Below are 24,750 nucleotides of genomic sequence, written 5' to 3'. Positions count from 1 at the left end.
CCGCGGGGCGCCCGCGGCCGCGCCCCGCGCCCCCGCCGCGCCCCCCCCGCCCGGGGGGGGGGGGGGCGGCCCGCGGCGGCACGGTGACGGCTCGCGTCGGCGCGACGACGCCCCGGCCCGGCGGCGGTCCACTCCCGCAGCCGGTGTGCGGACGGGCGTCAGCGCCCGTACGCCCGGTGGCACAGGGACACGACGTCCGAGGAGGCGACCCCGCGGGCCTGTCGGCACCACTCGCCCATCCGGAACCCCCCGTGGCCGTCGTGCCGCCGGGGCCGGGGTGCGGGACGCATCCGGGCCCTCGGCTGCTCCGCCCTCGGCCGGGGCCGACCGAAGCCGTGCCGTCGCGTTCCCGGCGCCCCGGACCGGATCCCGCTCCCGGACCGGATCTCGGCCCGGGGCCGGGGCCGCCCGGTGGCGGGTTCGCCCCGCCCCTGCGTCCGCACCCGCGTTCCCTCACCGGCGCGACTGCGGCCGCCCGCCTTCTCCCGCTCCTTCTTCGCACGGCGCTTGCGCTCGCCGCTCTCGACCAGCTCGCCCCTGTCCTGCCGTGGCGCGGTCTGCTCGACCGCAGGTCGGCTGACCGCGGCCGTGGCGGCGTCCCGCGGCGGGCGGGGCGCGTTCGGCGTCACGGCGACGCAGCCGGTGACCAGGAAGGGGGCGAGGAGTGCGAGGGCCAGCTGCCGGGTTCGGATCACGCTGTCACCTTGCTCCGTTCGGCCCAGTGCGCGCGCCGCACCACGCGGCCGGGTCACCGACACGGGTGACACGGAGCCAGGTTCCGAGTGACGCGGGGCCAGGTCCTGGTGACCCGGGGTCAGGTGTCGGGCCCTTTCCCGGTGCGTTAGCCTCCCGCCGTGTCCCGACTTCCCGCGCGTCTGTCCGTGCTGACCCTCGGCGCCCGCGACCTGCCGGCGCTCCGGCGTTTCTACCGCGCCCTCGGCTGGGAGGAGGCGCCCGGGAGCGACGACTCCTGGTCGGGCTTCCTGCTGGGTGGCGTGCTGCTCGCCCTGTACCCGCTCGACGACCTGGCCGCCGAGGCGGCCCCCGGCGTGCCGGGGCCGGCGCCGGGCTGGTCGGGCGTGACGCTCGCCTGCAACCTGGACCGCCGTGAGGACGTGGACACCGCGTTCCGCGCCGCCGTGGACGCCGGAGCGCTGCCGGTCGCGGAGCCGACGGACCGCGAGTGGGGCGGCCGTTCCGCCTACGTCGCCGATCCGGAGGGCAACCGCTGGGAACTCGCCTGGGCGCGCACCGCCCGGTTCGACGCCCGGGGCGCCCTGATCGGGTTCGGGGAGGCGGACGCGGGTCCGTGACCGTGCGCTCGGTGACTCCACCGGGCGCGTGAAAGCCGTCGGCCGGGCGGGCTCGGCCGCCGGCCCTCGGGTAGGAGGTGCCGTATGGCTGAAGTGGTGCAGGCGGGGCTCTGGGGGTTCGTGGCCGGATCGGCGCTGCTGCTGGGGGCGGTGGTCGGTTTCGGGGTGCGGGTGCCGGCGAAGGTGATCGCCACGGTGATGGCCTTCGGCGCCGGCGTGCTGCTCTCCGCGGTCTCCTTCGAGCTGGTGGGTGAGGCGTACGACCAGGCGGGGCTGGCTCCCGCGGCCCTCGGGACACTGGTCGGCGCGTCGGCGTACACCCTGGGCAACCTCTGGCTGGCCCGCCGGGGAGCGCGGCACCGGAAGCGGTCGGGGCGTCACGCGGCGCACCGTCAGCCGTCGGAGGACGAGCAGGGGGGCTCCGGCACCGCGCTGGCGCTGGGCGCGCTGCTGGACGGGGTGCCCGAGTCCGCGGTGATCGGCGTCAGCCTGCTGGACGGCGGCGCGGTCAGCCTGGTCACGGTGGTCGCGGTGTTCATCAGCAACGTGCCGGAGGGGCTGTCGAGTTCGGCGGGCATGCGCAAGGCCGGCCGGAGCAAGGGGTTCGTGTTCGGCGTGTGGGGGGCGATCGCGGCGGCCAGCACGGTGTCGGCGGTGCTCGGCTACACGGTGGTGGGCGAGTTCTCCCCTTCGGTGATCGCGGCGGTGACGGCGCTGGCCGCCGGGGCGATCCTGGCGATGGTCGCGGACACGATGATCCCGGAGGCCTTCGAGGACGCGCACCTCGCCATCGGCCTGGTGACGGTGTGCGGGTTCCTGGTGTCCTTCGGCCTGTCGCACGCCTGAGGGCCGCCGCGACAGCCGCCACGGTCCTCGGGGCCGCCGGGCCTCCGTAGCCCTCGGGACCCCCGTGGTCCTCAGGACCCCCGTGGTCCGCCAGGATCGCCGGGGTCGCCGGCGGTGGTTCAGGCGGCTTCCCGCCGCGCCCGCTCCGCCCGGCGGCCGCGGATCCGGCCGCTGGTGAGCAGCAGAGTGACCCCGAGCAGCGCCCAGCAGGCGAGGACGAGCGCCGGGCCCAGGGCGCCGATGCCGTGGAAGAAGGCGTTGGCACGCAACAGGCTTCCGGAGGCGCCGGGCGGCAGGAGTTGTCCGAGGTCGGCCCAGCCGCCCGGGAGCCAGTGCGGGCCGGTGACGAGGCCGGAGAGCGGGTTGGCGAGCAGCATCATCAGTGCCGCGCCGACGATGAACCCGGGCAGTCCGAAGACCGCCTCCAGTCCCAGGAGCGTGAGGGCCAGGGCCGCGATGCCCAGGGAGAGGCCGAGCGCGGTCGTCCCGTAGTGGCCCGTCAGTGAGCCGATGCCGTACTGGAGCACCGCGGTCACCGCGAAGCCCGCCGTGAGGGAGAACAGCACCGCGCCTGCCAGGCGATGGCGCGGCCGGCCGGGGAAGAGCCGGGCGAGGGCGGCGGCCGGGATGATGCCGCCGAACACCATCGGCAGCGCGGCGGCGGAGAATCCCGCGCCGCGCGGGTCGTTCTCCGGGAAGGGCGCCAGGTCCTTCACGGTGAGCTCGGCGTGCTGCCGTCCGGCCGCTGCCGTGGCCAGCCCGGTCAGTGCCGCCGCGGCCTGCGGACCGGCGGCGCTGGCCTGGTAGAGCGTCACGCCCGCGGGAGTGACCGCGAGGCCGCCGACGATCTCCCGGTGCTCGACCGCGGCGGTCAGTTCCCCGACGTCGTCGAAACGGGTGACCTGCCATTGCGTGCCGGCGCTCGCCCGCTCCAGCCGCTCCACGGCCGACGCCGGTCCCGCGACGCCGATCGGGATCTCGCGCGGCCCGCCGTTGGCAGCGGGCAGGGCGAAGGCCACGAGGATGGCGACGACCAGGACCGTCAGCCCCAGCACGAGAACGGCGAGTCTGCGGCGCAGGGCTCCCGGCGACGGCGGGGAGGCCGGGGGCGTCGCCCCGGTGGCCTCGTCGGAGGGTGCGGACATCAGGTTCCTCACTCGGGTCGCACGTCGGCGTCGTAGATCGGGCGTCGGGCGTCGGGCGTCGGGCGTCGGGCGTCGGGCGTCGGGCATCCCGGGGCCGTCCGGGCTTCCGCGGCGGGCGGGCCGGGCCTCGATTGTTCGGCCGGTGACGGATCGGTACGAGTCGGGGCGGGAGTCCGGCGTAACGACACGCCGCCCCCGGGCGGCGGCTCGGCCGGCCGGGGGCGGTGGGCGGCGGCAGGTCAGCGCGTCGACGGCTCCAGGCCCCGGCTCCCCCGCTCCCCCGCGCCGAGGGCCCGCGGCAGAGCGAAGCCGAAGAACAGCGCGGCGGCCCCGCACAGCAGGGCGTTCAGCGCGATCGCCGCCGTCACCCCGCGCTCCACGCCCGCGGCCGACCCGGCGGCGGCCAGGGTGACCACCGTGGACATCACCGGCGTGCCGAGGGTGATGCCCACCTGCTGGCTCATCGTCGCCAGCCCGGTCGCCACGCCCTGCTCGCCGTCGGGCAGGCCGGAGGTGGCCGTCACCATGAATCCGACGATGGCCACCAGGTTGGCCGCCCCGCCCACGAAGGTCGCCGCCAGCAACACGCCGAACCAGCCGGGAAGGTGTCCGAGCAGGAGCAACGGGGCCGTCGCCGCGGCCTGCAGCGCGAACCCGGCGACCACCGTGCGCCGGCCGCCGATCCGGGCGATGACCCGCGGGCCCGCCAGACCGCCGGCCACCGTGCCCGCCCCCAGGACGGCGAAGGTCAGTCCCGCCTCGAGCGGCGTGAAACCGCGCACCTCCTGGAGGTAGAGGGTCAGCAGGAAGACCAGGGACGTCTCGGTGGCGAAGGCCAGCAGCCCGGCGAGGTTCCCCCAGCCCACGGACCGGCGGGTCAGCAGACGTGGCGGCAGCAGCGGGCGGGCGACCCGGCTCTCGATCCGGACGAAGAGCGCGAGCAGCACGGCCGCGGCCGCGAGGGCGGCCCAGCAGCCGGGATCGGTCCAGGAGCGCTCCCCCGCCCGGGTGAGGCCGAGGACGAGCGCGATCAGTGCGAGGGTGACCGTGACGGCGCCCGGCAGGTCGAGCCGGGAGCGCTCCTCCGCCCGGGCCTCCCGCAGCACGGCGGGGCCGACCGCCAGGACCACCACGGCCACGACCACGTTGACGTAGAAGGCCCAGCGCCAGCTGATCAGGTCGGTCAGCAGTCCGCCGAGGACCGCGCCGGTGGTGAAGCCCGCCGCCATCAGCGCCCCGTTAAGGCCGAGCGCCCGCTCCCGCAGCGGTCCTTCGGGGAACGAGGTGGTCAGCAGCGACAGGGCGGCCGGGGTGACGGCGGCGGTCGCCACACCCTGTGCGACGCGGGCGGTGAGCAGCAGCCAGGGGGTGTCCGCGAGGCCGCCGGCGAGCGAGGCCAGACCCAGCAGGGCGATCCCGGCGAGGAACTGCCGCCGACGGCCGAACAGGTCGGCGCAGCGGCCGAAGAACAGCGTGAACCCGGCAGCGCACAGGGCGAAGGAGGTGGCGATCCACTGCAGGTCGGCGAGGGCGAACCCCAGGTCGGAGCCGATGCGCGGGAGAGCGACGTTGAGGATGGAGAAGTCGACGGCGAGCGTGAAGCTCGCGGTCAGCAGGACGAGGAGGGCGAGCCTGTCCCGCAGGCCGGAGCCGGCTCGCTCCGGGCCCCGCGGGCCGGCGGTCCGGGCGTCCCTGCCGCGGGCGGCTCGAGCGCTCCCGGCGGTCCTCACGGTTTCGGTGCTGTCGGTGGTGGTCATGGCTCCGAGCCTGCGGCCGCCTCCAAGGCACAGCCAGATCCCGCTCGTTGGTACCACTGACAGGGGCAGGCACGCCGCTCGGGCCGGGCCGATACTGGAGCCATGACCCTCCCCACGGAGCACGACACGGGTGCCGACGGGCTCGGCCATTTCCTGCGGACCCGACGCGCCGCCGTGACGCCGGAAGCGGTGGGGCTGGCCACCTGGGGCGCACGACGGGTCCCGGGGCTGCGCCGGGAGGAGCTGGCCCAGCTGGCCGGGATCTCGGTGAACTACTACACGCGCCTGGAGCAGGGGCAGTCGGTGAACGCCGGGGACTCCGTGATCGAGGCGCTCGCCCGGGCGCTGCGCCTGGACGACGCCGAGCGCGCCCACCTGTTCGCGCTGGCCCGGCCGGTCCCGGCGGCCCGCCGTCCCGACCCGGTGGAGAGCCCGGGTCACGGGGCGGTCCGCCTGCTGGCGTCCATGCCCACGGTGCCCGCCCTGCTGCTGGGCCGGCGCAACGACGTGCTGGCGTGGAACGCGCTGGGCCACGCCCTGCTCGCCGGACACCTCGACCCCGCCGCGCCGGAGGACCACGACGCCCGTCCCAACCTGCTGCGCATGCTGTTCCTGGACGCCCACACCCGTGAGCTGTACCGCGACTGGCACGAGGAGGCCGCGCTGGCCGTCTCCTCGCTGCGGTACTCGGCCGCCCACCGCCCGGACGACCGCGCGCTCGCCGAACTGGTCGGGGAGCTGTCGATCCGCAGCCGGGAGTTCGCCGCACTGTGGGCGCGGCACGACGTCCGACTGTGCTCCAGCGGCACCAAGCGGTTCCATCATCCGCAGGTGGGTCACCTGGAACTGCACTACGAGGTGCTGCATCTACCGGACGGCGACGGCCGGCGCCTGCTGACCCACACCGCCGAGCCGGGCTCGGCGTCGGCCGACGCGCTCAGTCTGCTGTGCCGGGCGGCGGGCTGACGCAATTCGGGCGCAAAGCAGGGGAACCGATCTTCCGTCATCACTTCGGTAAATTGCCGGAGCATCTCCCGGGCAATGTGGTAACCCCCGGTAATCGACTGGTTTCCCTGGACGGGCGGGTGTGGCGGAAATCCGCCTGCGCGTGATCCGTTTCACCTGCCACCCATGCCGTAACCACGCCGTGGAGCGACTACCGTACACAGCCCTGAGCAGGCCAGTTTCCCAGGGCTTCCCGGCGTCGGAACTGGTGCGCATGCAACCGGCGGGAGCGGGTATTCGGTTTGGCCCGTGCGGAATGTGTGGGGATTCTGCGCGCGCCTGCATACGGTGCCGAAAAGCGGGTCTCTGGATTAGGATCCCGCAGTCGTGCGTGCAGTCCCGAGCGAATAAACAGGTGAAGTGTGAGTCTGTTCAAGCGAACCGCGGCCCCCGGTCGACCGGAGCCTCTCGCCGTGACGGATCCCGCCGTCGAGGCGAGATCGGCCTTCGCGCAGGTGGCTCCCGTCGACCCCGATCTCGCCTCGCTGACCGGTGAGTGGTTCGTCGACCCGGCCCACAGCCGGGTCGGCTTCTCCGTGCGGCATGCCATGGTGACGACGGTCCGGGGGTGCTTCCGGGAGTACAGCAGCCGTCTCTTCTTCCACGGCACCAAGCCGACCCGCTCGCAGGCCGAGATCGTGATCAACACGGGCAGTGTGGACACCGGCGTGGAGCAGCGCGACGCGCATCTGATCGGGCGCGACTTCCTCGACTCCGCCCACTACCCGACGATGCGGTTCGTCAGCACCTCCGTGGAGACGGCCGGCGGTGACGTGTTCCTGATGTCCGGGGACCTCACCATCAAGGAGATCACCCGTCCGGTGACGCTGGAGCTGACCTACATCGGCAACGTCACCGACCCGTTCGGCTACCAGCGGGCCGGCTTCGACGGGACCACCACCATCAACCGCTCGGACTGGGGCCTGACCTACGACAGCAGGCTGGCCGAGGGCGGCGCGATGGTGAGCGAGAAGGTGCGGCTCCAGTTCGACATCGCGGCGATCCGCTCGGCGCCCGCCATGTGACCGTGCCCGCGGACGCGTGACCGCGGGGTTCACACCGGCCCCCGCGGCCGTCCGCATGTCATGCCCTGGTCAGATGGTCGATTCCGGTCCTGCCCGGACGACCGCTTCGGGCCTCCCCCGCTCGTCGAGGCGGCAGCGGCGCTGGAACATCAGGGCCAGCGCCATCAGAGCGGCGGGAAGCGCCGTGAAGCCGATGAGCAGCAGGTCCAGCGCCCGCTGCGGCTGCGGCACGGTGCCCTCGGTGGTGGCCACGAAGCCGCCGATCGCCAGTGCGAGGGCGTAGAGGTAGGGACCCAGCGCCGTTCCGGTCGCGTCGGTGGCCGTCCAGATGCCCGAGTAGGCGCCCGCGCGGGTGTCGCCCCTCGCCTCGGCCGCGGCGACGGCGTCGGACAGCATGCTGAAGGAGAGCAACTGGAGTCCGGCGAAGGCGACGCCCAACGCCACGGCCACGACGACCGTGGCCGCGGCGCCCAGCTCGCCGGCCGGCCACAGGGCCAGGCAGCCGGCCAGGAACAGCGTCTGCGCGGTCATCAGGGCGCGCTGCTTGCCGTGGCGGCGGGAGAGCGCCTGCCAGAGCGGGCCGACCAGCACGGCCGGGCCGAGGAAGGCGCCCATCAGCACGGAGGTCAGCTTCTCGTCCCCCAGGATGTAGGCCGTGTAGTACGGCACGGCCGCCAGGAACAGGTGGGTGGTGGTGCCGGTGACGAGGTAGGCGAGCAGCAGCGGGCGGAAGTCCCGGTCCCGCAGCGCCGCCCGGACGTCGGCGACGACGGAACGGCCCTCGCCGGAGGGCGGCAGGGTGCCGCATTCCTCGGTGAGGCGGCGCACCCCGCGCACGGCGACCAGGCCGGTGACGATCATGAAGGCGGCCAGCATCATCGCCGCGCGGGAGTACGCGTCGCGTTCCCCGGAGGCCACCAGAGCGGGTGCGGCGACGCCGGTGGCCAGCAGGCCGACGGTGAGCGCCGCCATCCGGAACATGAAGACGCGGGTGCGCTCGTGGTAGCCGATGCGCAGTTCGGTGGGCGTCGTGACGTAGGGGACCTGGAAGCAGGCGAACAGCAGGTTGCCCGCCGTGTACGTCACGCCGACCCAGAGCGCCGCGCCGACGCCGGACAGTGCGGAGGGCACGGTGAACAGGGCGGTGAACGCGAACGCCAGGGCCAGCCCCACGGTGAGCATCCGCCGGCGGTGCCCGTGACGCCTCGCCTCACGGTCCGACCAGGTGCCGAGCGCGGGGTGGGCCACCGCGTCGACGATCTTGGGGACCAGCAGCGTGACGCCGGCGAGGGCGGGGCTGACGCCCAGGGTGTCGGTCATGAAATAGAGCAGCAGCATGCCGGGCACGGTGATCCAGACGCCCATCCCGAGCGACCCGGCCGAATAACGCAGCAGGGCTCCGGTGGAGGCCTTCACCGCGCCCTCGCCCGCCGCACCCCCGGACGCGGCGGTCCTCCGCCGCACGCCCGAGGGACCCGCCGGCACCTCCCGGCCGACGGGCGGCTCCTCCTCACGCAGCGGTTCGTGTGTCATGCGCAGAGGCTAAGCACCGGCCCGCCGCAGGAACAGGGGGGTGCGGCCCTCGATCACGCCGGGTCCGCCGGACCGGATCCGGCCATGTTGGGCGTGCGGACGGTTCCGTGCCGCGCACACCATTGGCCGCACCTCACTTGGTCCATACCATCTGGGGCAAGCGGAGCGGCTCCGTCCCACCCACGGGCGGCCGTTCCCGATCGGCACGGTGCGCACAGGCCCCCTCCCCCACGCTCAAGGGACGTACACGCCATGACAGTTGCACAATCGACGAGACGACTGCCCGTCACCACGCTCACCCTGCTGCTCGTCGCCGTCCTCGCGGCCGCGCTGCTGGTCGCGCAGGGCGCGGGCGCGCCGCGCGCGGCCGCGGCGACCGCTCCCGACCGGGCCACCGCGGCGGCCGCCGCGCAGACCTGGGCGGACGAGTTCAACGGCACCGCCGGCAGCGCTCCCGACCCAGGCAGGTGGACGGTGGAGACCGGCGGTTCGGGCAACGGCAACAACGAGTTGCAGTACTACACCAACAGCCGGAACAACGCGGCCCTCGACGGCAACGGCAACCTCGTCATCACGGCCCGCAAGAACACCGACACCGGGCTGCAGTGCTGGTACGGCAGCTGCCAGTACACGTCGGCGCGTCTCAACACGGCCCGCACCTTCACCCAGGCCTACGGCCGGTTCGAGGCCCGGATCAAGATCCCGCGCGGGCAGGGCATCTGGCCGGCGTTCTGGATGCTCGGCAACGACCTCGGCAGTGCGGGCTGGCCCAACAGCGGCGAGCTGGACGTCATGGAGAACATCGGCCGCGAACCGGGCACCGTGCACGGCACCATCCACGGTCCCGGCTACTCCGGCGGCGAGGGCATCGGCGCGGGCTACACCCTGCCGGGCGGCCAGGCGTTCGCCGACGGCTTCCACACCTTCGCCGTCGACTGGAGCCCCGACAAGATCGTCTGGTACGTCGACGGCAACGCCTACCAGACGCGGACCCCGGCGGACCTGGGCGGCGACCGGTGGGTCTTCGACCACCCGTTCTTCCTGATCCTGAACCTGGCGGTGGGCGGCAACTGGCCGGGCAGCCCCGACGGTTCGACCAGTTTCCCGCAGACCATGACGATCGACTACGTCCGCGTCTCCACCTCGGACGGCGGGTCCACGCCCACGCCCACCTCGGGTCCCATCCGCGGCATCGGCGGCATGTGCGTGGACGTGGCGGGCGCCGCGACCGCCGACGGGACGCCGATCCAGCTGCACAACTGCACGGGGAACGCGGCCCAGCAGTGGAGCTTCCCGGGTGACGGCACGGTACGCGCCCTCGGCAAGTGCCTGGACGTCTCGGGCGGCTCGACGGCCGACGGCGCCGTGGTCCAGTTGTGGACCTGCAACGGCACCAACGCCCAGAAGTGGACGTACACCGCGGCCCGCGACCTGACCAACACGGGTTCCGGCAAGTGCCTGGACGCCAAGGACAACTCCTCGGCCGACGGCACCCGCCTGCAGACCTGGACCTGCGGCGGCGGCGCCAACCAGAAGTGGACCATCGGCTGACGCCGGTTACGCGAGGCGGGGGCGGTGAGGCCGGGCGCCCGGTCCCACCGCCCCCGCGTCGTCCCGCGTCAGAGCCGCATGGCCTGCGGCTGGTCCCGCCGCGCGGGGTCGGGTCCGTCGAACTCGCGGACCACCGTGTAGGCGCCGTCGTGCTGGACGGGCCGGAAACCGGCGTCCTGCACGAGCTCCACGACCTCGTCGCCCGCCGGGCCGTCGATCTCGTCGGCGCCGTGCTGCAGCGCCAGCTGGGCGGTGCGGTCGCCGTACGTCTCGCGGAACACCTTCAGGTGCGGCACGTTGTCCAGCAGCAGCCGGGCCACCGCGTAGGTCTTGAGGACCTCCAGGCCCGACAGCGACCGGTCCCCGGTCGGGACGGCGGCCTGCTCGCCGCCGTCCCACTCCTCGCGCAGCCGCAGCATCGCGTCGACGGCGGCGGCACGCTCGCTCCGGCCGCCGAAGCCGAAGGCCAGGCCGCCGCCGGCCCCCGCGCCGTCGAACCAGGCGACGTCGCCGTGCCGCGCGGTGCGCGCCTCGTGGGCCAGCGCGCCCAGCCAGGCCAGGTCGTCCGACTCGTACAGCGCGATGCCGTCCTCCCGGGTCAGGCGCTCGCCGGCCCGCACCTTCCGCTCGAGCTCACGCTTGAGTCCGACGTCCATGTGTTTCCCTTCCTGACACGACAGCGCTCGAAAAAGACAAGCGTCCGGAAAACCGTACCTGTCGCCTGTGCCTCCTCCACGGCACCCCTCCCCCGTCGGCCGCGGACCGGGTGAGTACCGGTTCTGAGTATCCGCACTCATGTGCACCGGGCTGCTTCACCGTCATGGTGCCGGTATGACGACACCACCACCGCCGCCGGCCGAGGAGCTGCGGCTCATCGACGCCGAGTTGCGGTCCCTGGACGCGCGGCGCGCGCAGTTGCTGGCCCGCCGCGCCTGGCTGGTCGGCGTGCTGTGGGCGGCGAACGCTCCGGCGAACGCGCCGTCGCCCTCCCCCGGCCCCTGGGCACAGGCCCCGACCCAGGGGCGGACGCCCCGGAGCGAGGCGTCCGGCCCGGACGTGCAGAACCTGCTCCTGCTCCTGGGCGGACTGCTGCTGGGCATCGCCTCCCTGGTGTTCACCGTGGTGGCGTGGGGCTCGCTGGGCATCGGCGGCCGGGCCCTGGTGCTGGGCGCCCTCACCACCGTGGTGCTGGCCGCGCCGGTGCCGCTGCTGCGACGCGGGCTGCGGGCGACGGCGGAGTCGCTGGCCGGGCTCGGCATGACGCTGACCGTGCTCGACGCGTACGCCCTGTACCGGGTGGCCCTGCCGGACGCGCCGGTGGCCACGTACGCGGCGGCGGCCTGCGCGCTGCTGGCGGCGCTGTGGGCCGGGTACGGCCGGCTCTTCCGTGAGCTGCGCGGCCCGTGGCCGGCCGCGACCGCCGTCGCGCAGCTCGCGCTGCCGTTGTGGGCGTCGGACGCCGACGGCGGCACCCTCGAGCTGTTCGTCGCGGCGCTGCTGGCCTGCTCCGCCCTGGCCGCCGCGGCCGCGCTCTCCCCGCTGCGCCCGTCGGTGCGGTGGACGGCGGGCGTCGGTGCCTGCCTGGAGGGCGCCCTGGCCGTGCCCTGCGCGCTGTGGCTGTCGCTGTCGGCCCACGGCGCCGGCGCGGCGGTCACGGCCGGTCTCCTGCTGGCCTTCGCCGCGCTGATCGCCGCCGCGGTGGCCGGCCGGCTGCGGGAGAGGGCGGCCACCACGGCGCCGGCGATGGCCGCGGGCCTGCTCGCGGTCGCCGCCGCGGGAGGCGTGGTCCGGTGGGCGGTCCCGTGGGAGTGGGCGGTGCCCGGCTACCTGGCCTGCGCGCTGCTGCTGCTCGCCGTGACACGGACACCGCTGCCCGCGGTGCTGCGCGGCGGGGCGGCCCGGGCGTCCGCCGTGGTGGCGGGGGCGGCGCTGCTGTGGGCGCTGCCGCTGCCGGTGGTGGCGCTGATGAGGCCGCTGGTGCCACTGGAGATCCCCTACAAGCTGCCGGCCGCGGTCGTGCTCGCGGCGCTCACGGCGGTGCTCGCGGTGGCGGGTCCCCACGAGGTGTGGCGGGCGCGGGGCCGGCGGGCGGCGCCGGTGCTGGGCGCGGCCGTGCTGTACGCGCTGCCCCTGGTCTTCGAGCTGCCCCGCGGGGCAGGCCTGACCGTGCAGGTACTGGTGGTCGCGGGGGCCTTGGAGGCCGCCCGGCGGACCGTCGACGGCGCGTGGGCCGCGCTGGTGGTGGCCCTGGTCGCCTCGGGCGGGGTGGCGCTGTCGTCGGGGCAGACGAAGGTCGCCCCCCTGGTGGTGCTGCCGGTGCTGATCGCTCTGTTCGCGGCGGCCTCCTGGGCGCGCCGCGCGCTCGCCCCGGCCGGACTGCCCGCCGCCCTGGTCCACGCCGCGCTGCTGGTCGTCTCGGTCGTCGTCCTGCGCGACGGGGAGGGTTCCACAGCCGGTCTGCTGCTGCTCACGGTGGCCGCGGCCGCGGCGCTGATCGCCTCCCGGCCCTGGGCGGGTCCCGCGGCTCTCCCGGTGGAGGTCACCGGGGCGGTGGTCGGAGGGTTCGCGCTGCTCCTCACGGTCTTCGACCCACCGGTGCTGGCGCTGGCGCTGGCGCTGGCCGGGGTGATCGCCGGGGCGACGGCGCTGCGCCCGGGCCGGCGCCCGGTGGCGCACGTCGCGACCGTCCTGTTCGTGCTCGCCGCATGGGTGCGGCTGGCGGCCTGGGAGGTGTCCGCCCCGGAGGCGTACGCGCTGCCGGCGGCGCTGCCCGTGCTGGTGCTGGGCGTGCTGCGGCGTCGCCGGGACGCGTCGGTGTCGTCCTGGTCGGCCTACGCTCCCGGTCTGGCCGTGGCCCTGCTGCCGAGCCTGGTCGCCGCCTGGGCGGACCCGCACGGGACGCGGCCGCTGCTGCTCGGCGCGGCGGCCCTGGCCGTCACCGTGGCCGGGGCCGTGCGCCGCCTGCAGGCGCCCCTGGTGCTGGGCGGAGCGGTGCTGGTGCTCGACGCGCTGCACGAGCTCGCGCCCTACCTCGTCCAGGCCCTCGGCGCCCTCCCCCGCTGGGCTCCGCCCGCCGCGGCCGGTCTGGTGCTGCTCCTGCTGGGCACCACCTACGAACGGCGGCTGCGTGACGCCCGCCGGGCCCGGGAGGCCCTGCGGCGGATGGGCTGAGCCGGGGCAGGAGACGGCGGTGGGCCGTGGCGCCGGGGGAATCTCCGGTGCCACGGCCCACCGCCGTCACGCGTGCCCGCGATGCGCGCGGGGCGTGCCCGGCGCGCGGGGCGTGGGCGTCAGTCCTTCTTCAGCGCGCCGTCGACGCGGGCCAGGTCCCGCAGCCAGGTCGCCGCCGAGCTGTCGGAGGGGGCGCGCCAGTCGCCGCGCGGGGAGAGCGAGCCTCCGGCCGAGACCTTGGGGCCGTTGGGCATCGCGGACCGCTTGAACTGCGCGAAGGCGAAGAAGCGGCGGCAGAACACCTCCAGCCAGTCCCGGATCTCCTGGAGGTCGTAGGCGACGCGCTTGGCCTCCGGGAAGTTCGCCGGCCAGGCGCCGGCCTCGGCGTCGTGCCAGGCGTGCCAGGCGAGGAAGGCGATCTTCGACGGCCGGAACCCGTAGCGCAGCACGTGGAAGAGCGTGAAGTCGTGCAGCGCGTAGGGGCCGATCTTCGACTCGGTGGACTGCATCTCCTCGCCGGGCACCAGCTCGGGGCTGATCTCGGTGTCGAGGATGGCGGTCAGCGTGCGGCCGGTCTCCTCGTCGAACTGCCCGCTGCCGATCACCCAGCGGATCAGGTGCTGCATGAGGGTCTTGGGGACGCCGGAGTTCACGTTGTAGTGGCTCATCTGGTCGCCGACGCCGTACGTGCTCCAGCCGAGCGCCAGCTCGGAGAGGTCGCCGGTGCCCAGCACGATGCCGCCGCGCTGGTTGGCCAGCCGGAACAGGTAGTCGGTGCGCAGACCGGCCTGGACGTTCTCGAAGGTGACGTCGTAGACCGGCTCGCCCGCCGAGAACGGGTGCTCCATCTCCTTGAGCATCAGCCGTGCGGTCGGCGTGATGTCGAGTTCGGCGGCGGTCACGCCGAGGGCGCGCATCAGCTTGTGCGCGTTGCCCTTGGTGTGGTCGCTGGTCGCGAAGCCGGGCAGGGTGAACGCCAGGATGTCGCTGCGGGGGCGACCGGCCCGGTCCATGGTCTGCGCGGCGACGATCAGCGCGTGGGTGGAGTCCAGGCCGCCGGAGACGCCGATGACGATCTTCGGGTTCCCGATCGCGCCCAGTCGCTGCTGCAGCGCGCTGACCTGGATGTTGTACGCCTCGTAGCAGTCCTGGGCCAGGCGCTCGGAGTCGGACGGCACGAAGGGGTACCGCTCGAGGCGGCGGCGCAGGCCGAGGTCCCCGGTGGGCGCCTCGAGCCGGAAGCCGACCTCGCGGAAGCCGGCGGTGCGGGCGGCGTGGGCGCGGCGGTTGTCGTCGAAGGTGCCCATCCGCAGGCGCTCCTGGCGGAGCAGGTCGAGGTCGACGTCGGCCACCGAGTACTGGTCGTCCTGCGGGAACCGCTCGGTCTCGGCGAGCAGGACGCCGTTCTCGTAGATCATCGTCTGCCCGTCCCAGGACAGGTCGGTGCTGGACTCGCCCAGACCGGCCGCCGCGTAGACGTAGGCGGCCAGGCAGCGCGAGGACGCCGAGCGGCAGAGCAGCTTGCGGTCCTCGGCCCGGCCGACGGTGATGGGGCTGCCGGAGAGGTTGAGCAGCACCGTCGCGCCGGCCAGCGCGGCCTCGGCGCTCGGCGGCACCGGCACCCACATGTCCTCGCACACCTCGGCGTGGAGCACGAGCCCCGGCACGTCCTCGGCAGCGAAGAGCAGGTCGGGGCCGAAGGGCACGGGCTGCCCGCCGACGCGGATCGTGCCGCCGCGCTCGTCGTCGCCGGCGGCGATCTGACGCTTCTCGTAGAACTCGCGGTAGTTGGGCACGTAGGACTTGGGCGCGACGCCGAGGATCCGGCCCCGGTGCACCACCACGGCGCAGTTGTAGATCCGGTTGCGGTGGCGCAGCGGGGCGCCGACCACCAGGACGGGCAGCAGGCCGGAGGAGCCGGCCACCACGGCGGCGAGCGCCGACTCCACCTCGTCGAGCAGGGCGTCCTGGAGCAGCAGGTCCTCGATGGAGTACCCGCAGAGGTTCATCTCCGGGAAGAGGGCGACGGCGACGCCGTCCTCGTCACAGCGGCGCGCCTGCCGCAGGACCGCTTCGGCGTTGGCGGCGGGGTCGGCGACGGCGGAGTGACCGGTGCAGGCGGCGATCCGCGCGAAGCCGTGCCGGTAGAGCGACCAGAAGTTCAACGGGACGTACTCCCCCAGAAGATGGACAGGCGGGCCAGGACGACGGCGGGTCGGCCCGTTCAGGGCACTTCTCAGCCTACGACCTGCCCCTGGACGGCCCGGGCGCGGCCTCCACTGCTTCGACAGACGTCGACATAGACGTACGTCGAACCGAGTGGGACACTGGGGGCATGGCGAACCCCGACCTGCTTCCCCTCCTCGACCCCGCGGCCGACGCCGTCGCGCCCTGCTGCCCGCCGCTGACCGAGCGGCCCCTGGACGCGGAGGAGGCGGAGACCGCCGCCCGCATGTTCAAGGCGCTCGGCGATCCGGTGCGGCTGCGGCTGTTCTCCGCGGTGGCCTCGCACGCCGGCGGGGAGGCGTGCGTCTGCGACATCTCCGACGTCGGGGTCTCTCAGCCGACGGTCTCGCACCACCTGAAGAAGCTCAAGGAGGCCGGGCTGCTGACCTCCGAGCGGCGCGGCACGTGGGTCTACTACCGCGTCGAGCCGTCCGTCCTGGCCGCCATGGGCCAGATCCTCACCGGCCCGCCCACGGACCGGACCGACACCCGCTGACCTGCGCTTCCCGGCCCTCCTCGGCCCTTCGCGTCGCTCTTCGCGTCGCCCTGTCCGGGTGATGACGCCCCACGTCCGTCACGGCCGGCTCTCCTCCCGGAGGGGGCGGAGGAACGCGTCGACCGCTTCGGCGAAGCCGGTGGGGTCGGTCTCGTGGACGGTGTGGCCGGTGTCGAGGGTGACCAGGCGGGTGTGGGGGCGGCGGGCGACCATCTCCGCGGCCTGCCGGGCGTCGAGCGCGTCGCTGCGACGCCCGTGGACCAGGAGGGCCGGGCAGTCGGTGGCGAGCCAGTCGGACCAGTGGTCGCCCCGCACCGCGGCGTGGGAGACGACCATGTCCTGCGGCCGGAACGCCAGGCCCCAGCCGTTTGGGTACTCGCGGACGGCGTCGGTCAGGTAGCGGGCCGAGTCCGCCAACTGCTCGACCAGGGCGCCGCGGGTGGGCGCGCGGTGGGGCCACCCGAGGCAGAACGACAGGTCGTCGCCGATGTCCGCCCCGATGTCCTCGACCACCAGGGCACGCACCCGGTCCGGGTGCCGGGCGGCGAACTGGTAGGCGTTGAGGCCGCCGAGCGAGTGGCCGAGCAGGACCACGGGCCCGGGGGCGAAGTGGTCGAGCAGCGCGGCCAGGTCGGCGAGGTACCCCTCCCTGGAGAAGTCCGCCGGGCGGTCCGAGTGGCCGTGTCCGCGCTGGTCCGGGGCGAGAACCCGCCAGTGCGGGGCCAGGCGCTCGGCCAGGGCGGTGAAGGTGCGCCCCTCGCCGAAGTGGCCGTGCAGCGCGACCAGGACCGGCCCGGGCCCTCCGAAGTCGAGGTAGGACAACCGCCGCCCGTCGACGGTGAGGCAGGCGCGGGCGGGTTCGGGGCGAGGTGCCGTCATGGCCGCCATGCTGCCAGCCGACCGGCCGAAGATCGAACACTTTGCCGACCCCTGGTCCACGACGCCGCGGCGGGCGGGCCCTGCCGTCGGCGGCTCGGACGGCGACCGGCCTCGCACGGGCCGGCCGCCGTCGCCGGTCAGTGGAGCGGGGCGTACGCCCGGGGCAGGCGGTAACCCTCGTCGGCGAGGACACCGCGGACCATGTCGGGGGCATCGGTGATCAGGCCGTCCACCCCGACACCGAGCAGGTGACGGACGGTCGCCGGGTCGTCGACGGTCCACGGCACCACCTTCAGCCCCCGCCGGTGCGCCTCGGCGACCAGTTCCCGGTTCGTGAACGCCGTGTACCCCGGGTCCTCGACGCCGCCGTTCTGCGGGTCGCCGTGCACCGGGGAGACGGCGTCGGCGCCGAGGGAGGCGGCGGCGGTCACGTAACGCCGTTGGAGCGAGCCCTCGAAGTCATCGATGTCCAGGCCGCCCAGCCAGGGCGAGGCCCCGGGCTGCCCCTGCTGGAGGAACTGCTGCCCGTTGGTGAGCGCCACCAGCGGCAGCCGCGGCTCCAGTTCACGGACCCGCGCCAGCGCGCCCCAGTCGAAGCTCTGCACCGTCACCTGCCGGAGCATCCGCGCCCGCCGCGTCTCGGCGATCAGCGTCCGCACGAACCGCTCGCGCGGCGCCGTCTCCTGAGGGGCCCCCGCCTCGACCTTGGCCTCCACGTTCATCCCGACCCGGTGCGCGCGGTGGCTCCGGACCAGCGCGTACACCTCGGACAGCAGCGGCATCCGTGCCCCGGGCGCCAACTGCTGGTCGGGGAACCGGGGCTGCCGGAGCGATCCGCAGTCCAGGGTGCGGATCTGCGCGAGGGTCAGGTCCTTCACGTACTTCTTGCCGGGCACGTAGGGGTATTCGGGGTCACCCGGGAAGGCGGGTCCGGTGTCCTGGCAGTTGCGTTCCTGGACGTCGCGGTCGTGCGTGACCACCGCGTGACCGTCCTCGGTGATCTGGACGTCCAGTTCCAGCGTCGTCACACCCAGTTCCAGGGCACGCGCGAAGGCGGGCAGCGTGTTCTCCACGGTCATCGCCACCCCGCCCCGGTGCGCCTGGAGGTCGAAGGCGCGCCCGCCGGCGGGGTGGTCGGCGGCCACCGCGGCGCCGGTGGTCAGCCCCGCGGCGAGCGCCGTGGCGACGGCCTGCCGCAGGACGTGACGCCATCGGTGCGGGCGCGGTGCGCCCGCGGGACCGTTCGCTCTCGAGAAGAATCGCATCCCGCAAGCCTGCCGCCCCCCGGCGACGTCCGCATGGCCCCTGTCCCGCCTTTCGGTGAAGCGGAAAGGAAGCCGCTCCGGAGCCGCCGTGAACACCGCACGGCCCCCTCCCAGGGCGGCACATGGTCGTCGCCGCCCCGGGCGGGCCCTGTCCGGTGGCCGCGGTGCGCGGCCTCGGGGAGGCTGGACGCGGACCACGGGCGACGGAGGCGGCGGGCCTGGACGGGAGCGGGGAAGTGGACGAGCCAGTGATCGTCGGGGTGGACGGTTCGCCGTCCGGCTTCGCCGCGGTCGACGCCGCGGCCGAAGAGGCGCGCCTGCGCGGCGTCCCGCTGCGCATCGTGCACGCCTTCGGCGGGCGGCAGGCGCGCATGCCGGGCGTCACCCCGCCGCCCGAGATGTCCGGGCGGCGCCTGACCGGGCTCGTGCAGGGGGTGCCCACCGAGGCGGAGCAGCGCGCCCGGGAGCGGGTGCCGGGCCTGGAGGTCACCCGTTCGGTGGTGTCCGGCGAGCCGCTGGAGGTGCTGACCATCGAGTCCCGGTCGGCCTCCCTGGCCGTGGTGGGCAGCCGGGGCCTGAACTCCTTCTCCTCGCTGCTGCTGGGGTCGACCGCCGTCCACCTGGCCGCCCACGGCCACTGCCCGCTGATGGTGGTGCGGGGCCGGCCCTCCCCCACCGGCCCGGTGCTGCTGGCCGTCGACGGTTCCGAGGCCGGCGAGGCGGCGGTCGCCTTCGCCTTCGCCGAGGCCTCGCTGCGCGGGGTGCCGCTGGTCGCGACGCACGTGTGGAACACCCGCAGCGAGCACGCCCTGGACGACCCCCTCGACCCGATGCGCATCGTGGTGGACGTCGGCCGCCTCGAGCAGGCGCAGCAGGGGCTGCTGGACGAGACGCTGGCCCCGCACCGGGCCGCCCACCCGGAGGTGGAGGTCGAGGCACGGCTGGTCCGCTCCCGGATCCGCTCCGCGCTGCTGGACGCGAGCGGCGGGGCCCGGCTGGTGGTGACCGGCGCCCGCGGGCGGGGCGGCTTCCAGGGCATGCTCCTCGGCTCGGTCAGCCAGGCGCTGCTCCACCACGCCGACTGCCCGGTGGTGGTGGTCCGCGGCCGGCACTGACGCCCGCGGGCCGCCGGAGCGGCGCCGTCCGCGCCGCGCTGCCTGTACGATCCGCCCCAGTCGCATGGGGGGAACATCATCTGCCCTGTCTCCAGGGGCTGTTGGCCCGGCGACGCCCGCCGACAGAGCCGACCCGTGGAGCGCCCGCATGGCAGAGACCGAAGCCCGCGACTGTCCCTTCTCAGGAGCCGGAGCCGGAAGCGGCACGGGGGCCGGCGCGGCCGTCGACGTCTCGGCCCTCGGAGACACCGTGCACGAGCAGAACGCCCGGCTCCGTGAGGCAGGTCCGGCGACCCGGGTGACGCTCCCGCAGGGCGTCGAGGCGTGGGTGATCCCCCACTACGCGACCCTGCGGGACCTGCTCGCCGATCCGCGGGTGGGCAAGCACCCCTCCCACTGGAGCGCCCTCGCCGAGGGCCGGGTGCCCGCCGACTGGCCGATGATCAACTTCGTGGTCGTCCCGGGTCTGCTGACCTCCGACGGGGCGGACCACCGGCGTCTGCGCAACCTGCTCGGCCAGGCCTTCACGCCCCGCCGGGTCGAGGAGCTGCGTCCGCGGGTGGAGTCCCTGGTGTCCGGGCTGCTGGACCGGCTCGCCGAGCACCCGGCGGGCGAAGTCGTCGACCTGCGGCCCGAGTTCTGCATGCCGTTGCCGATCCAGGTGATCTGCGAGCTCACCGGTCTCCCCCGGGACCGGTGGGACCGGATGCACGAGCTCAGCAACGGGATCGTCGGCGCCGGGGCGGGTCCCGACAGGCCGGACATGGCCACGGTCCAGCGTGACGCCTTCGCCCTCCTCGCCGAACTGGTCGAGCTGCGGACCAGGGAGCCGGGAGACGACCTCACCAGCGCGCTGATCGCCGCCCGCGAGGCGGACGGCAGCCGGCTCAGCCCTCAGGAACTCGTGGGCACGCTGCTGCAGTTGCTGGTGGCGGGGCACGAGACCACGATCAACCTGATGGGCAACGCGATCCGCGCCCTGCTCGCCCACCCCGGCCAACTGGCGCTGCTGCGCTCAGGGGAGGCGTCCTGGCCGGCGGTCACCGAGGAGACGCAGCGCTGGGACTCCCCGGTCAACCACTTCCCGCTCCGGTACGCCCTGGAGGACATCGAGATCGGGGGCACGCTGATCCGCAAGGGCGAGGCGGTCCTCGCGTCCTACGCCTCGGCGGGCCGTGACGAGCGCGAGTACGGGGAGAGCGGCGCCGTCTTCGACCTCGCCCGGCCCGCGTTCCGGCACCTGTCCTTCGGCCACGGTCCGCACTTCTGCATCGGCGCGCCGCTGGCCCGTCTGGAGACGGAGGTCGCCCTCGAGGGTCTCTTCACCCGTTTCCCCGGCCTGCGTCCGGCGGGCGGCGACGATCTGCCCCGCCGCCCCGGTCTCGTCTCCAACGCGGTCACCGAGCTGCCGGTGTTCCTCACGGCGTGAAACCGTCGCGGGCTCCCGGCGGGCCGCGTTTCACCGGCCGCCGGTGTTCCGCCCCTCCGACAGGGCGCGCACCGCTCGCTCGAGCCGCGTCCGCCGGGTCTTCGGCGTGGCGGCCGTGAGCAGCGGGAGCATCACCAGGTAACGGGCGGTCCGGTCGAGCGCGTCGAAGGCCGCACGCGCCGCCGGGTCCGCCGCGAGCGCCTCGGCGAGGTCGTCCGGGACGACGGCTGTCGCCTGTGAGGCGTAGGCACGCTCCCACCGGCCGTCCTCCTGGGCCCGACGGACCTCGGCCAGGCCGGGCTCGCGCATGCGGCCGGCCGCCGTCAGCGCCGCGACCTTCTCGACGTTCACCCGCGACCACAGGCTCCTGGGCCTGCGTGGCCCGTACTTCTGCAGGTAGTGGCGGTCGTCCAGGCCCCGGCGCTGTCCGGAGATCCAGCCCCAGCACAGACCCACGTCGACCAGTTCGTCGTCCGTGACCGACAAGATCCCCGACGCCTTCTTCGCGACCTTCACCCACACGCCCTCGCGGCGGCCGTGGTGCTCGGCCAGCCAGCTGTCGAAGGCCGAGGCGTCCGGGAACGCGACAACCTCCACCCCGCTGAACTCCTCCATGCGGGCCAGGCTAGCCCGGCCGCGCCCGCGCCGGGCCGGGACCGGGAAGGGCGACCGGCGCCCGGGGGGATCACCCCGGGCCCGCGTCCCTGCCCGCATGCGCATCCATGACCGGGCGTTGACCCGAACACGTGGGTGGGTTCACCCGTTGGGCGGACACCCGTCGTGCCGGTGCCGCGTGGGCGGTGGCGTGCGGCGCGATACTCCGTGCGCGCGAGAACCCGTGCCGCCGGCGCCGCGCGAGAGGCGCCGCGGCTGCCCTGCCGTCCCCGCCCCCGTCCCCGCCGTCCCGCACCTTGGAGCCGATCGATGACCCTGCTGCACGACGCCGAACTGACCGCCGCCTTCGACCGTGGCGCCGACTCCTACGACCGTCTGGTCGCCCTCAACCCGGGGTACCACGCCCACCTGCGCCGCTCCGCCCGCCGCCTGGCCCTGCCGGACGGTGGCGCGGGCCGCCGGGTGCTGGACCTGGGGTGCGGCACGGGCGCGTCGACCGCGGCGCTGGCGTCCGCCTTCCCGCGGGCGGAGATCGTGGGCGCGGACGCGTCGTCGGCCATGCTGGCCCGGGCGCGGGGCCGCGGAGAGCTGGAGCGGGTGCGGTTCGTCCACGCCACGGCGGAGGAACTCGTCACGGACGACGCGCACGGTCCGTTCGACGCCGTCTTCGCCGCCTACCTGTTCCGCAACGTCGCCGACCCCGACGCGCTGCTGCGCGGCGTCCACGACCTGCTGGTCCCCGACGGCCGTCTGGTGGCGCACGAGTACACGCTGGGCGGCCGCCGCGCCGACCGTCTGGTGTGGTCCGCCGTCTGCCGGGGCGTCGTGATGCCGCTGGGCGGCCTGACCGGCGACAGGGCGCTCTACCGTCATCTCTGGCACAGCGTGCTGGAGTTCGACACGGCCCCCGAGTTCGCCGCCCGGATGCGGCGGGCGGGCTTCGACGGCGTACGCGTCCTGCCGCTGCCGGGCTGGCAGACGGGGGTGGCCCACACCTTCACCGGCCGCCGCCACCCGATCACGGCGGAGGGCGGACGGTAGCCCTCCGGGGGCCGACCCGTCGCGGGACGCCGCCGCCCCGGCGCAGGGCGGGCCGCCGGCTCACGGGCCGCCGGCTCACGGGGCGGTGGCCGGGGCTCCCAGGGCGAGGAGGGCGGTGTCGTCCTCGAGGGCCTCGCCGAAGCGGTCCAGGAGGGCCTCGATCTCGGCGACCAGCCGGGGCGCCCCGCTCGGGCCGAGGCCGCGGACGAAGTCGCACAGGCCGTCCGCGTCGAAGAGCTCTCCGGGCCGCGCCCCGGTCCGGGCCTCGATGAGGCCGTCCGTGTAGAGCAGCAGGGTGTCGCCGGGCCCGAGGGTGACGGTCGTCGTCACGAAGTCGGCGTCGGCCGCGATGCCGACCAGCATCCCGCCGGGCGTGTGCAAGTACTCCACCTGGCCGGTCGCCCGCAGCAGCAGTGCCGGGGGGTGACCGCCGGAGGCCAGCCGGACGCGCGCCTCGCCGTGGGCGCTGTCGGGCTCGACGAGGCCCACGACGACCGTGCAGTAGCGCAGGCTGCCGTCGCCGCTCGCGTTCCTCTCGCGCAGCGCCACGTTCAGCGACGTCAGGGCGTCCAGCAGGTCGCCGTCGTGGAGGAGCGCCGCCCGCAGGGTGTACCGGGTCAGCGAGGTGACCGCGGCGGCCTCGGGGCCGCTGCCGCTGACGTCGCCGAGGAAGAAGCCCCACCGGCCGTCGCCGAGTTCGAGCACGTCGTAGAAGTCGCCGCCGATCCGCTCCGGCGACTCGGCCCGGTAGTGGCAGGCCAGCTCGAGGCCGGGGACCTCCGGCAGCTCGGGCGGCAGCAGCGCCTCCTGGAGCACGCGGAACGCCTCGTCGAGACGCGTCCGGTCCGTGTCCGCCTGCCGGCGGGCGGCCTCGGCCTCCCGCTGCGCCTGCTCGGCCTCCCACTGCGCGTGCTCCGCGATCCGCCGGGCCTGCTCGGCGGCCTCCTGGGCCACCTGGGCCCGGCCGCGTGCCTCCTCCGCCGCCTTGCGCTGGCGGAGCAGTTCCTCCTCGTAGGCCCGCCGGTCGGACGCCTCGAAGACGGTGGTGCGCACCAGCATCGGCATGCCGTCGGCGTCGTACTTGATGACGGAGGAGACCAGGACGGGCACCCGTGAGCCGTCGGTGGCCTTGAGCTCCAGGGCGATGCCGCCGATCTTTCCGTGCAGGCGCAGCAGCGGGGCGAAGTGCGTCTCGTGGTAGATCCGCCCGCCGATGGTGAGGAACTCGGTGAACCGCCTGCCGAGCGCGGCCTCCCGCTCGACGCCCACCCACCGCAGCAGCGTGGCGTTGACCCGGACGATGGTGCCGTCCATCAGGGTGGAGAGGTATCCGCAGGGCGCGGAGTCGTAGAGCTCCTCGGCGTCGTCCGCGGGCGGTTCCCCGGCGTCCGACGGACCGGCGCCCGACGGACCGGCGTCCGGCCTGGCGGACGCGGCGTCCTCCTCGCTCCCGGGGCTCACCGCTCGTGGTCCAGGAAGTCGAGGATGGCGTCGGCGGTCGCGTCGGGGACGCTGAGCTGCGGGCAGTGGCCGCTGGCGTCGAGGGTGATCTGCCGGGCGCCCGGGATGCTGGCGTGCACGAAGGCGCCGACCTGCGGCGGGGCGATCGCGTCGTTGGCGCAGTCCACCACCAGGGTGGGCAGGCGCACCCCGGGGAGGTCGTGGCGGTTGTCCGAGAGGAAGGTGACCTGCGCGAAGACGCGCGCCATGGCCGGGTCGGTGGCGCAGAAGCTGGCGGTGAGCTCGTTGCCCAGTTCGGGCCGGTCCGGGTTGCCCATGATCACGGGCCCCATGGCGGACGACCAGCCGAGGTAGTTGGCGTCCAGGGACTGGAGCAGCTCGTCGATGTCCTGCGCGCTGAAACCGCCCCGGTAGTCGTCCTTGTCGATGTAGCAGGGCGAGGGGGTGATCATCACCAGCGAGGTGATCCGCCGCGGGGCCGCCCGGGCGGCCAGGACGCCGATCATCGAGCTGACGGAGTGGCCCACGAAGGCCACGTCCCGCAGGTCGAGCTCCTCGCAGATCTCCACCACGTCACGGGCGTACCCCTCGAGCGAGGAGTACCGCTCCTCGCTCCACGCGGACAGGTCGGAGCCGCCCGCGCCGACGTAGTCGAAGAGCACCAGCCGGTACCGGGGGGCGAGACGGGGGACCACCAGCCGCCACATGTTCTGGTCGCAGCCGAAGCCGTGGGCCAGCATGACGACCCTGCCGTCGGGGGCGCCGACGACATTCACCTTGTTTCTCCGCATGACGCCCATATCACCCATCCTGCGCCAGGGCGTCCGCTTCACCAAGCGCGCGCTCCGCAGGCGCCCGCGCCGACCGCCCGGGCGGC

General features: G+C 74.7%; 21 protein-coding genes. 10 read left to right on the top strand and 11 right to left on the bottom strand.

All coding sequences use genetic code 11. From position 1 onward, the window contains the following. Positions 1-158: 158 nt before the first annotated feature. A complete protein-coding gene (locus ABT026_RS18915; protein WP_351115733.1) occupies positions 159-695 on the bottom strand; it encodes a hypothetical protein in 537 nt (178 codons plus the stop codon). 159 nt (positions 696-854) lie between these two features. Between ABT026_RS18915 and ABT026_RS18910 the strand changes: the two genes are divergently transcribed. Together ABT026_RS18910 and ABT026_RS18905 are read left to right on the top strand one after the other, a co-directional pair. Beyond that, positions 855-1,313, top strand: coding sequence for a VOC family protein (locus ABT026_RS18910; RefSeq protein WP_351115731.1), 459 nt, complete (start codon positions 855-857; stop codon positions 1,311-1,313). A gap of 84 nt (positions 1,314-1,397) precedes the next feature. Beyond that, positions 1,398-2,159 (top strand): ZIP family metal transporter, encoded by a 762-nt coding sequence (locus tag ABT026_RS18905; RefSeq protein ID WP_351115730.1) that lies wholly within the window; start codon positions 1,398-1,400, stop codon positions 2,157-2,159. Positions 2,160-2,278: 119 nt separating this feature from the next. On the opposite strand, the gene ABT026_RS18900 is transcribed toward ABT026_RS18905, so the two are convergent. Both ABT026_RS18900 and ABT026_RS18895 read right to left on the bottom strand, forming a co-directional pair. Continuing rightward, positions 2,279-3,304, bottom strand: a complete 1,026-nt coding sequence (locus tag ABT026_RS18900) for a hypothetical protein (RefSeq protein WP_351115729.1) — start codon at positions 3,302-3,304, stop codon at positions 2,279-2,281. 239 nt (positions 3,305-3,543) lie between these two features. Continuing rightward, positions 3,544-5,061 carry an MFS transporter gene (locus ABT026_RS18895; protein WP_351115727.1) on the bottom strand — a complete coding sequence of 506 codons (1,518 nt, stop codon included), beginning with the start codon at positions 5,059-5,061 and terminating at the stop codon, positions 3,544-3,546. A gap of 102 nt (positions 5,062-5,163) precedes the next feature. Here ABT026_RS18895 and ABT026_RS18890 point away from each other — a divergent pair, with 102 nt between their 5' ends. Together ABT026_RS18890 and ABT026_RS18885 are read left to right on the top strand one after the other, a co-directional pair. Then, complete coding sequence (locus ABT026_RS18890; RefSeq protein WP_351115725.1) at positions 5,164-6,027, top strand: helix-turn-helix transcriptional regulator; 864 nt, start codon at positions 5,164-5,166, stop codon at positions 6,025-6,027. A gap of 452 nt (positions 6,028-6,479) precedes the next feature. Continuing rightward, the gene (locus tag ABT026_RS18885; RefSeq protein WP_351115724.1) at positions 6,480-7,091 is read left to right on the top strand and encodes a YceI family protein; all 612 of its coding nucleotides are present in this window, start codon (positions 6,480-6,482) and stop codon (positions 7,089-7,091) included. 69 nt (positions 7,092-7,160) lie between these two features. On the opposite strand, the gene ABT026_RS18880 is transcribed toward ABT026_RS18885, so the two are convergent. Further along, positions 7,161-8,624 (bottom strand): MFS transporter, encoded by a 1,464-nt coding sequence (locus tag ABT026_RS18880; RefSeq protein WP_351115723.1) that lies wholly within the window; start codon positions 8,622-8,624, stop codon positions 7,161-7,163. Between the two features lie 252 nt (positions 8,625-8,876). Here ABT026_RS18880 and ABT026_RS18875 point away from each other — a divergent pair, with 252 nt between their 5' ends. After that, positions 8,877-10,175, top strand: coding sequence for a ricin-type beta-trefoil lectin domain protein (locus tag ABT026_RS18875; RefSeq protein ID WP_351115721.1), 1,299 nt, complete (start codon positions 8,877-8,879; stop codon positions 10,173-10,175). 68 nt (positions 10,176-10,243) lie between these two features. Here ABT026_RS18875 and ABT026_RS18870 read toward each other — a convergent pair whose 3' ends face one another. Then, positions 10,244-10,831 carry a hypothetical protein gene (locus ABT026_RS18870; protein WP_351115719.1) on the bottom strand — a complete coding sequence of 196 codons (588 nt, stop codon included), beginning with the start codon at positions 10,829-10,831 and terminating at the stop codon, positions 10,244-10,246. Positions 10,832-11,006: 175 nt separating this feature from the next. Between ABT026_RS18870 and ABT026_RS18865 the strand changes: the two genes are divergently transcribed. After that, on the top strand, positions 11,007-13,346 hold the full coding sequence (locus tag ABT026_RS18865) for an SCO7613 C-terminal domain-containing membrane protein (protein ID WP_351115718.1): 2,340 nt from the start codon (positions 11,007-11,009) through the stop codon (positions 13,344-13,346). Positions 13,347-13,465: 119 nt separating this feature from the next. On the opposite strand, the gene ABT026_RS18860 is transcribed toward ABT026_RS18865, so the two are convergent. Next, a complete protein-coding gene (locus ABT026_RS18860; protein ID WP_351115717.1) occupies positions 13,466-15,511 on the bottom strand; it encodes an NAD(+) synthase in 2,046 nt (681 codons plus the stop codon). Between the two features lie 170 nt (positions 15,512-15,681). On the opposite strand from ABT026_RS18860, the gene ABT026_RS18855 reads away from it, so the two are divergent. Next, positions 15,682-16,068, top strand: a complete 387-nt coding sequence (locus tag ABT026_RS18855) for an ArsR/SmtB family transcription factor (protein WP_351115715.1) — start codon at positions 15,682-15,684, stop codon at positions 16,066-16,068. 78 nt (positions 16,069-16,146) lie between these two features. Here ABT026_RS18855 and ABT026_RS18850 read toward each other — a convergent pair whose 3' ends face one another. After that, positions 16,147-16,947 carry an alpha/beta fold hydrolase gene (locus ABT026_RS18850; RefSeq protein WP_351115714.1) on the bottom strand — a complete coding sequence of 267 codons (801 nt, stop codon included), beginning with the start codon at positions 16,945-16,947 and terminating at the stop codon, positions 16,147-16,149. A gap of 137 nt (positions 16,948-17,084) precedes the next feature. Then, positions 17,085-18,212 (bottom strand): glycerophosphodiester phosphodiesterase family protein, encoded by a 1,128-nt coding sequence (locus tag ABT026_RS18845; RefSeq protein WP_351115713.1) that lies wholly within the window; start codon positions 18,210-18,212, stop codon positions 17,085-17,087. A gap of 236 nt (positions 18,213-18,448) precedes the next feature. On the opposite strand from ABT026_RS18845, the gene ABT026_RS18840 reads away from it, so the two are divergent. Next, a complete protein-coding gene (locus ABT026_RS18840; protein ID WP_351115712.1) occupies positions 18,449-19,327 on the top strand; it encodes a universal stress protein in 879 nt (292 codons plus the stop codon). Positions 19,328-19,475: 148 nt separating this feature from the next. Then, positions 19,476-20,756: a cytochrome P450 family protein gene (locus ABT026_RS18835; protein ID WP_351115710.1), complete on the top strand. Its 1,281-nt coding sequence runs from the start codon at positions 19,476-19,478 to the stop codon at positions 20,754-20,756. A 30-nt stretch (positions 20,757-20,786) separates the two neighbouring features. Here the strand turns inward: ABT026_RS18835 and ABT026_RS18830 are convergent, their stop codons facing one another. Further along, on the bottom strand, positions 20,787-21,371 hold the full coding sequence (locus ABT026_RS18830; protein WP_351115709.1) for a YdeI/OmpD-associated family protein: 585 nt from the start codon (positions 21,369-21,371) through the stop codon (positions 20,787-20,789). 309 nt (positions 21,372-21,680) lie between these two features. On the opposite strand from ABT026_RS18830, the gene ABT026_RS18825 reads away from it, so the two are divergent. Then, positions 21,681-22,412, top strand: coding sequence for a methyltransferase domain-containing protein (locus ABT026_RS18825; RefSeq protein WP_351115707.1), 732 nt, complete (start codon positions 21,681-21,683; stop codon positions 22,410-22,412). A gap of 75 nt (positions 22,413-22,487) precedes the next feature. On the opposite strand, the gene ABT026_RS18820 is transcribed toward ABT026_RS18825, so the two are convergent. Both ABT026_RS18820 and ABT026_RS18815 read right to left on the bottom strand, forming a co-directional pair. Further along, a complete protein-coding gene (locus tag ABT026_RS18820; protein WP_351115706.1) occupies positions 22,488-23,873 on the bottom strand; it encodes a PP2C family protein-serine/threonine phosphatase in 1,386 nt (461 codons plus the stop codon). Then, a complete protein-coding gene (locus ABT026_RS18815; protein ID WP_351115705.1) occupies positions 23,870-24,673 on the bottom strand; it encodes an alpha/beta fold hydrolase in 804 nt (267 codons plus the stop codon). The genes ABT026_RS18820 and ABT026_RS18815 overlap by 4 nt, the downstream gene beginning before the upstream one ends. Positions 24,674-24,750 lie beyond the last annotated feature (77 nt).

Source organism: Streptomyces sp. NPDC002734 (genome assembly GCF_040295685.1).
Taxonomy (GTDB): domain Bacteria; phylum Actinomycetota; class Actinomycetes; order Streptomycetales; family Streptomycetaceae; genus Streptomyces.
Note: the sequence above shows the minus strand (reverse complement) of the source record. Positions and strands in the feature narration are given on the sequence as shown.

Coding starts and splice junctions, on each gene's coding strand:
- ABT026_RS18905 (WP_351115730.1), top strand. CDS start 1,398: ATGGCTGAAGTGGTGCAGGCGGGGCTCTGGGGGTTCGTGGCCGGATCG.
- ABT026_RS18900 (WP_351115729.1), bottom strand. CDS start 3,304: ATGTCCGCACCCTCCGACGAGGCCACCGGGGCGACGCCCCCGGCCTCC.
- ABT026_RS18895 (WP_351115727.1), bottom strand. CDS start 5,061: ATGACCACCACCGACAGCACCGAAACCGTGAGGACCGCCGGGAGCGCT.
- ABT026_RS18890 (WP_351115725.1), top strand. CDS start 5,164: ATGACCCTCCCCACGGAGCACGACACGGGTGCCGACGGGCTCGGCCAT.
- ABT026_RS18880 (WP_351115723.1), bottom strand. CDS start 8,624: ATGACACACGAACCGCTGCGTGAGGAGGAGCCGCCCGTCGGCCGGGAG.
- ABT026_RS18875 (WP_351115721.1), top strand. CDS start 8,877: ATGACAGTTGCACAATCGACGAGACGACTGCCCGTCACCACGCTCACC.
- ABT026_RS18870 (WP_351115719.1), bottom strand. CDS start 10,831: ATGGACGTCGGACTCAAGCGTGAGCTCGAGCGGAAGGTGCGGGCCGGC.
- ABT026_RS18865 (WP_351115718.1), top strand. CDS start 11,007: ATGACGACACCACCACCGCCGCCGGCCGAGGAGCTGCGGCTCATCGAC.
- ABT026_RS18855 (WP_351115715.1), top strand. CDS start 15,682: ATGGCGAACCCCGACCTGCTTCCCCTCCTCGACCCCGCGGCCGACGCC.
- ABT026_RS18850 (WP_351115714.1), bottom strand. CDS start 16,947: ATGACGGCACCTCGCCCCGAACCCGCCCGCGCCTGCCTCACCGTCGAC.
- ABT026_RS18845 (WP_351115713.1), bottom strand. CDS start 18,212: ATGCGATTCTTCTCGAGAGCGAACGGTCCCGCGGGCGCACCGCGCCCG.
- ABT026_RS18835 (WP_351115710.1), top strand. CDS start 19,476: ATGGCAGAGACCGAAGCCCGCGACTGTCCCTTCTCAGGAGCCGGAGCC.
- ABT026_RS18830 (WP_351115709.1), bottom strand. CDS start 21,371: ATGGAGGAGTTCAGCGGGGTGGAGGTTGTCGCGTTCCCGGACGCCTCG.
- ABT026_RS18825 (WP_351115707.1), top strand. CDS start 21,681: ATGACCCTGCTGCACGACGCCGAACTGACCGCCGCCTTCGACCGTGGC.
- ABT026_RS18815 (WP_351115705.1), bottom strand. CDS start 24,673: ATGGGCGTCATGCGGAGAAACAAGGTGAATGTCGTCGGCGCCCCCGAC.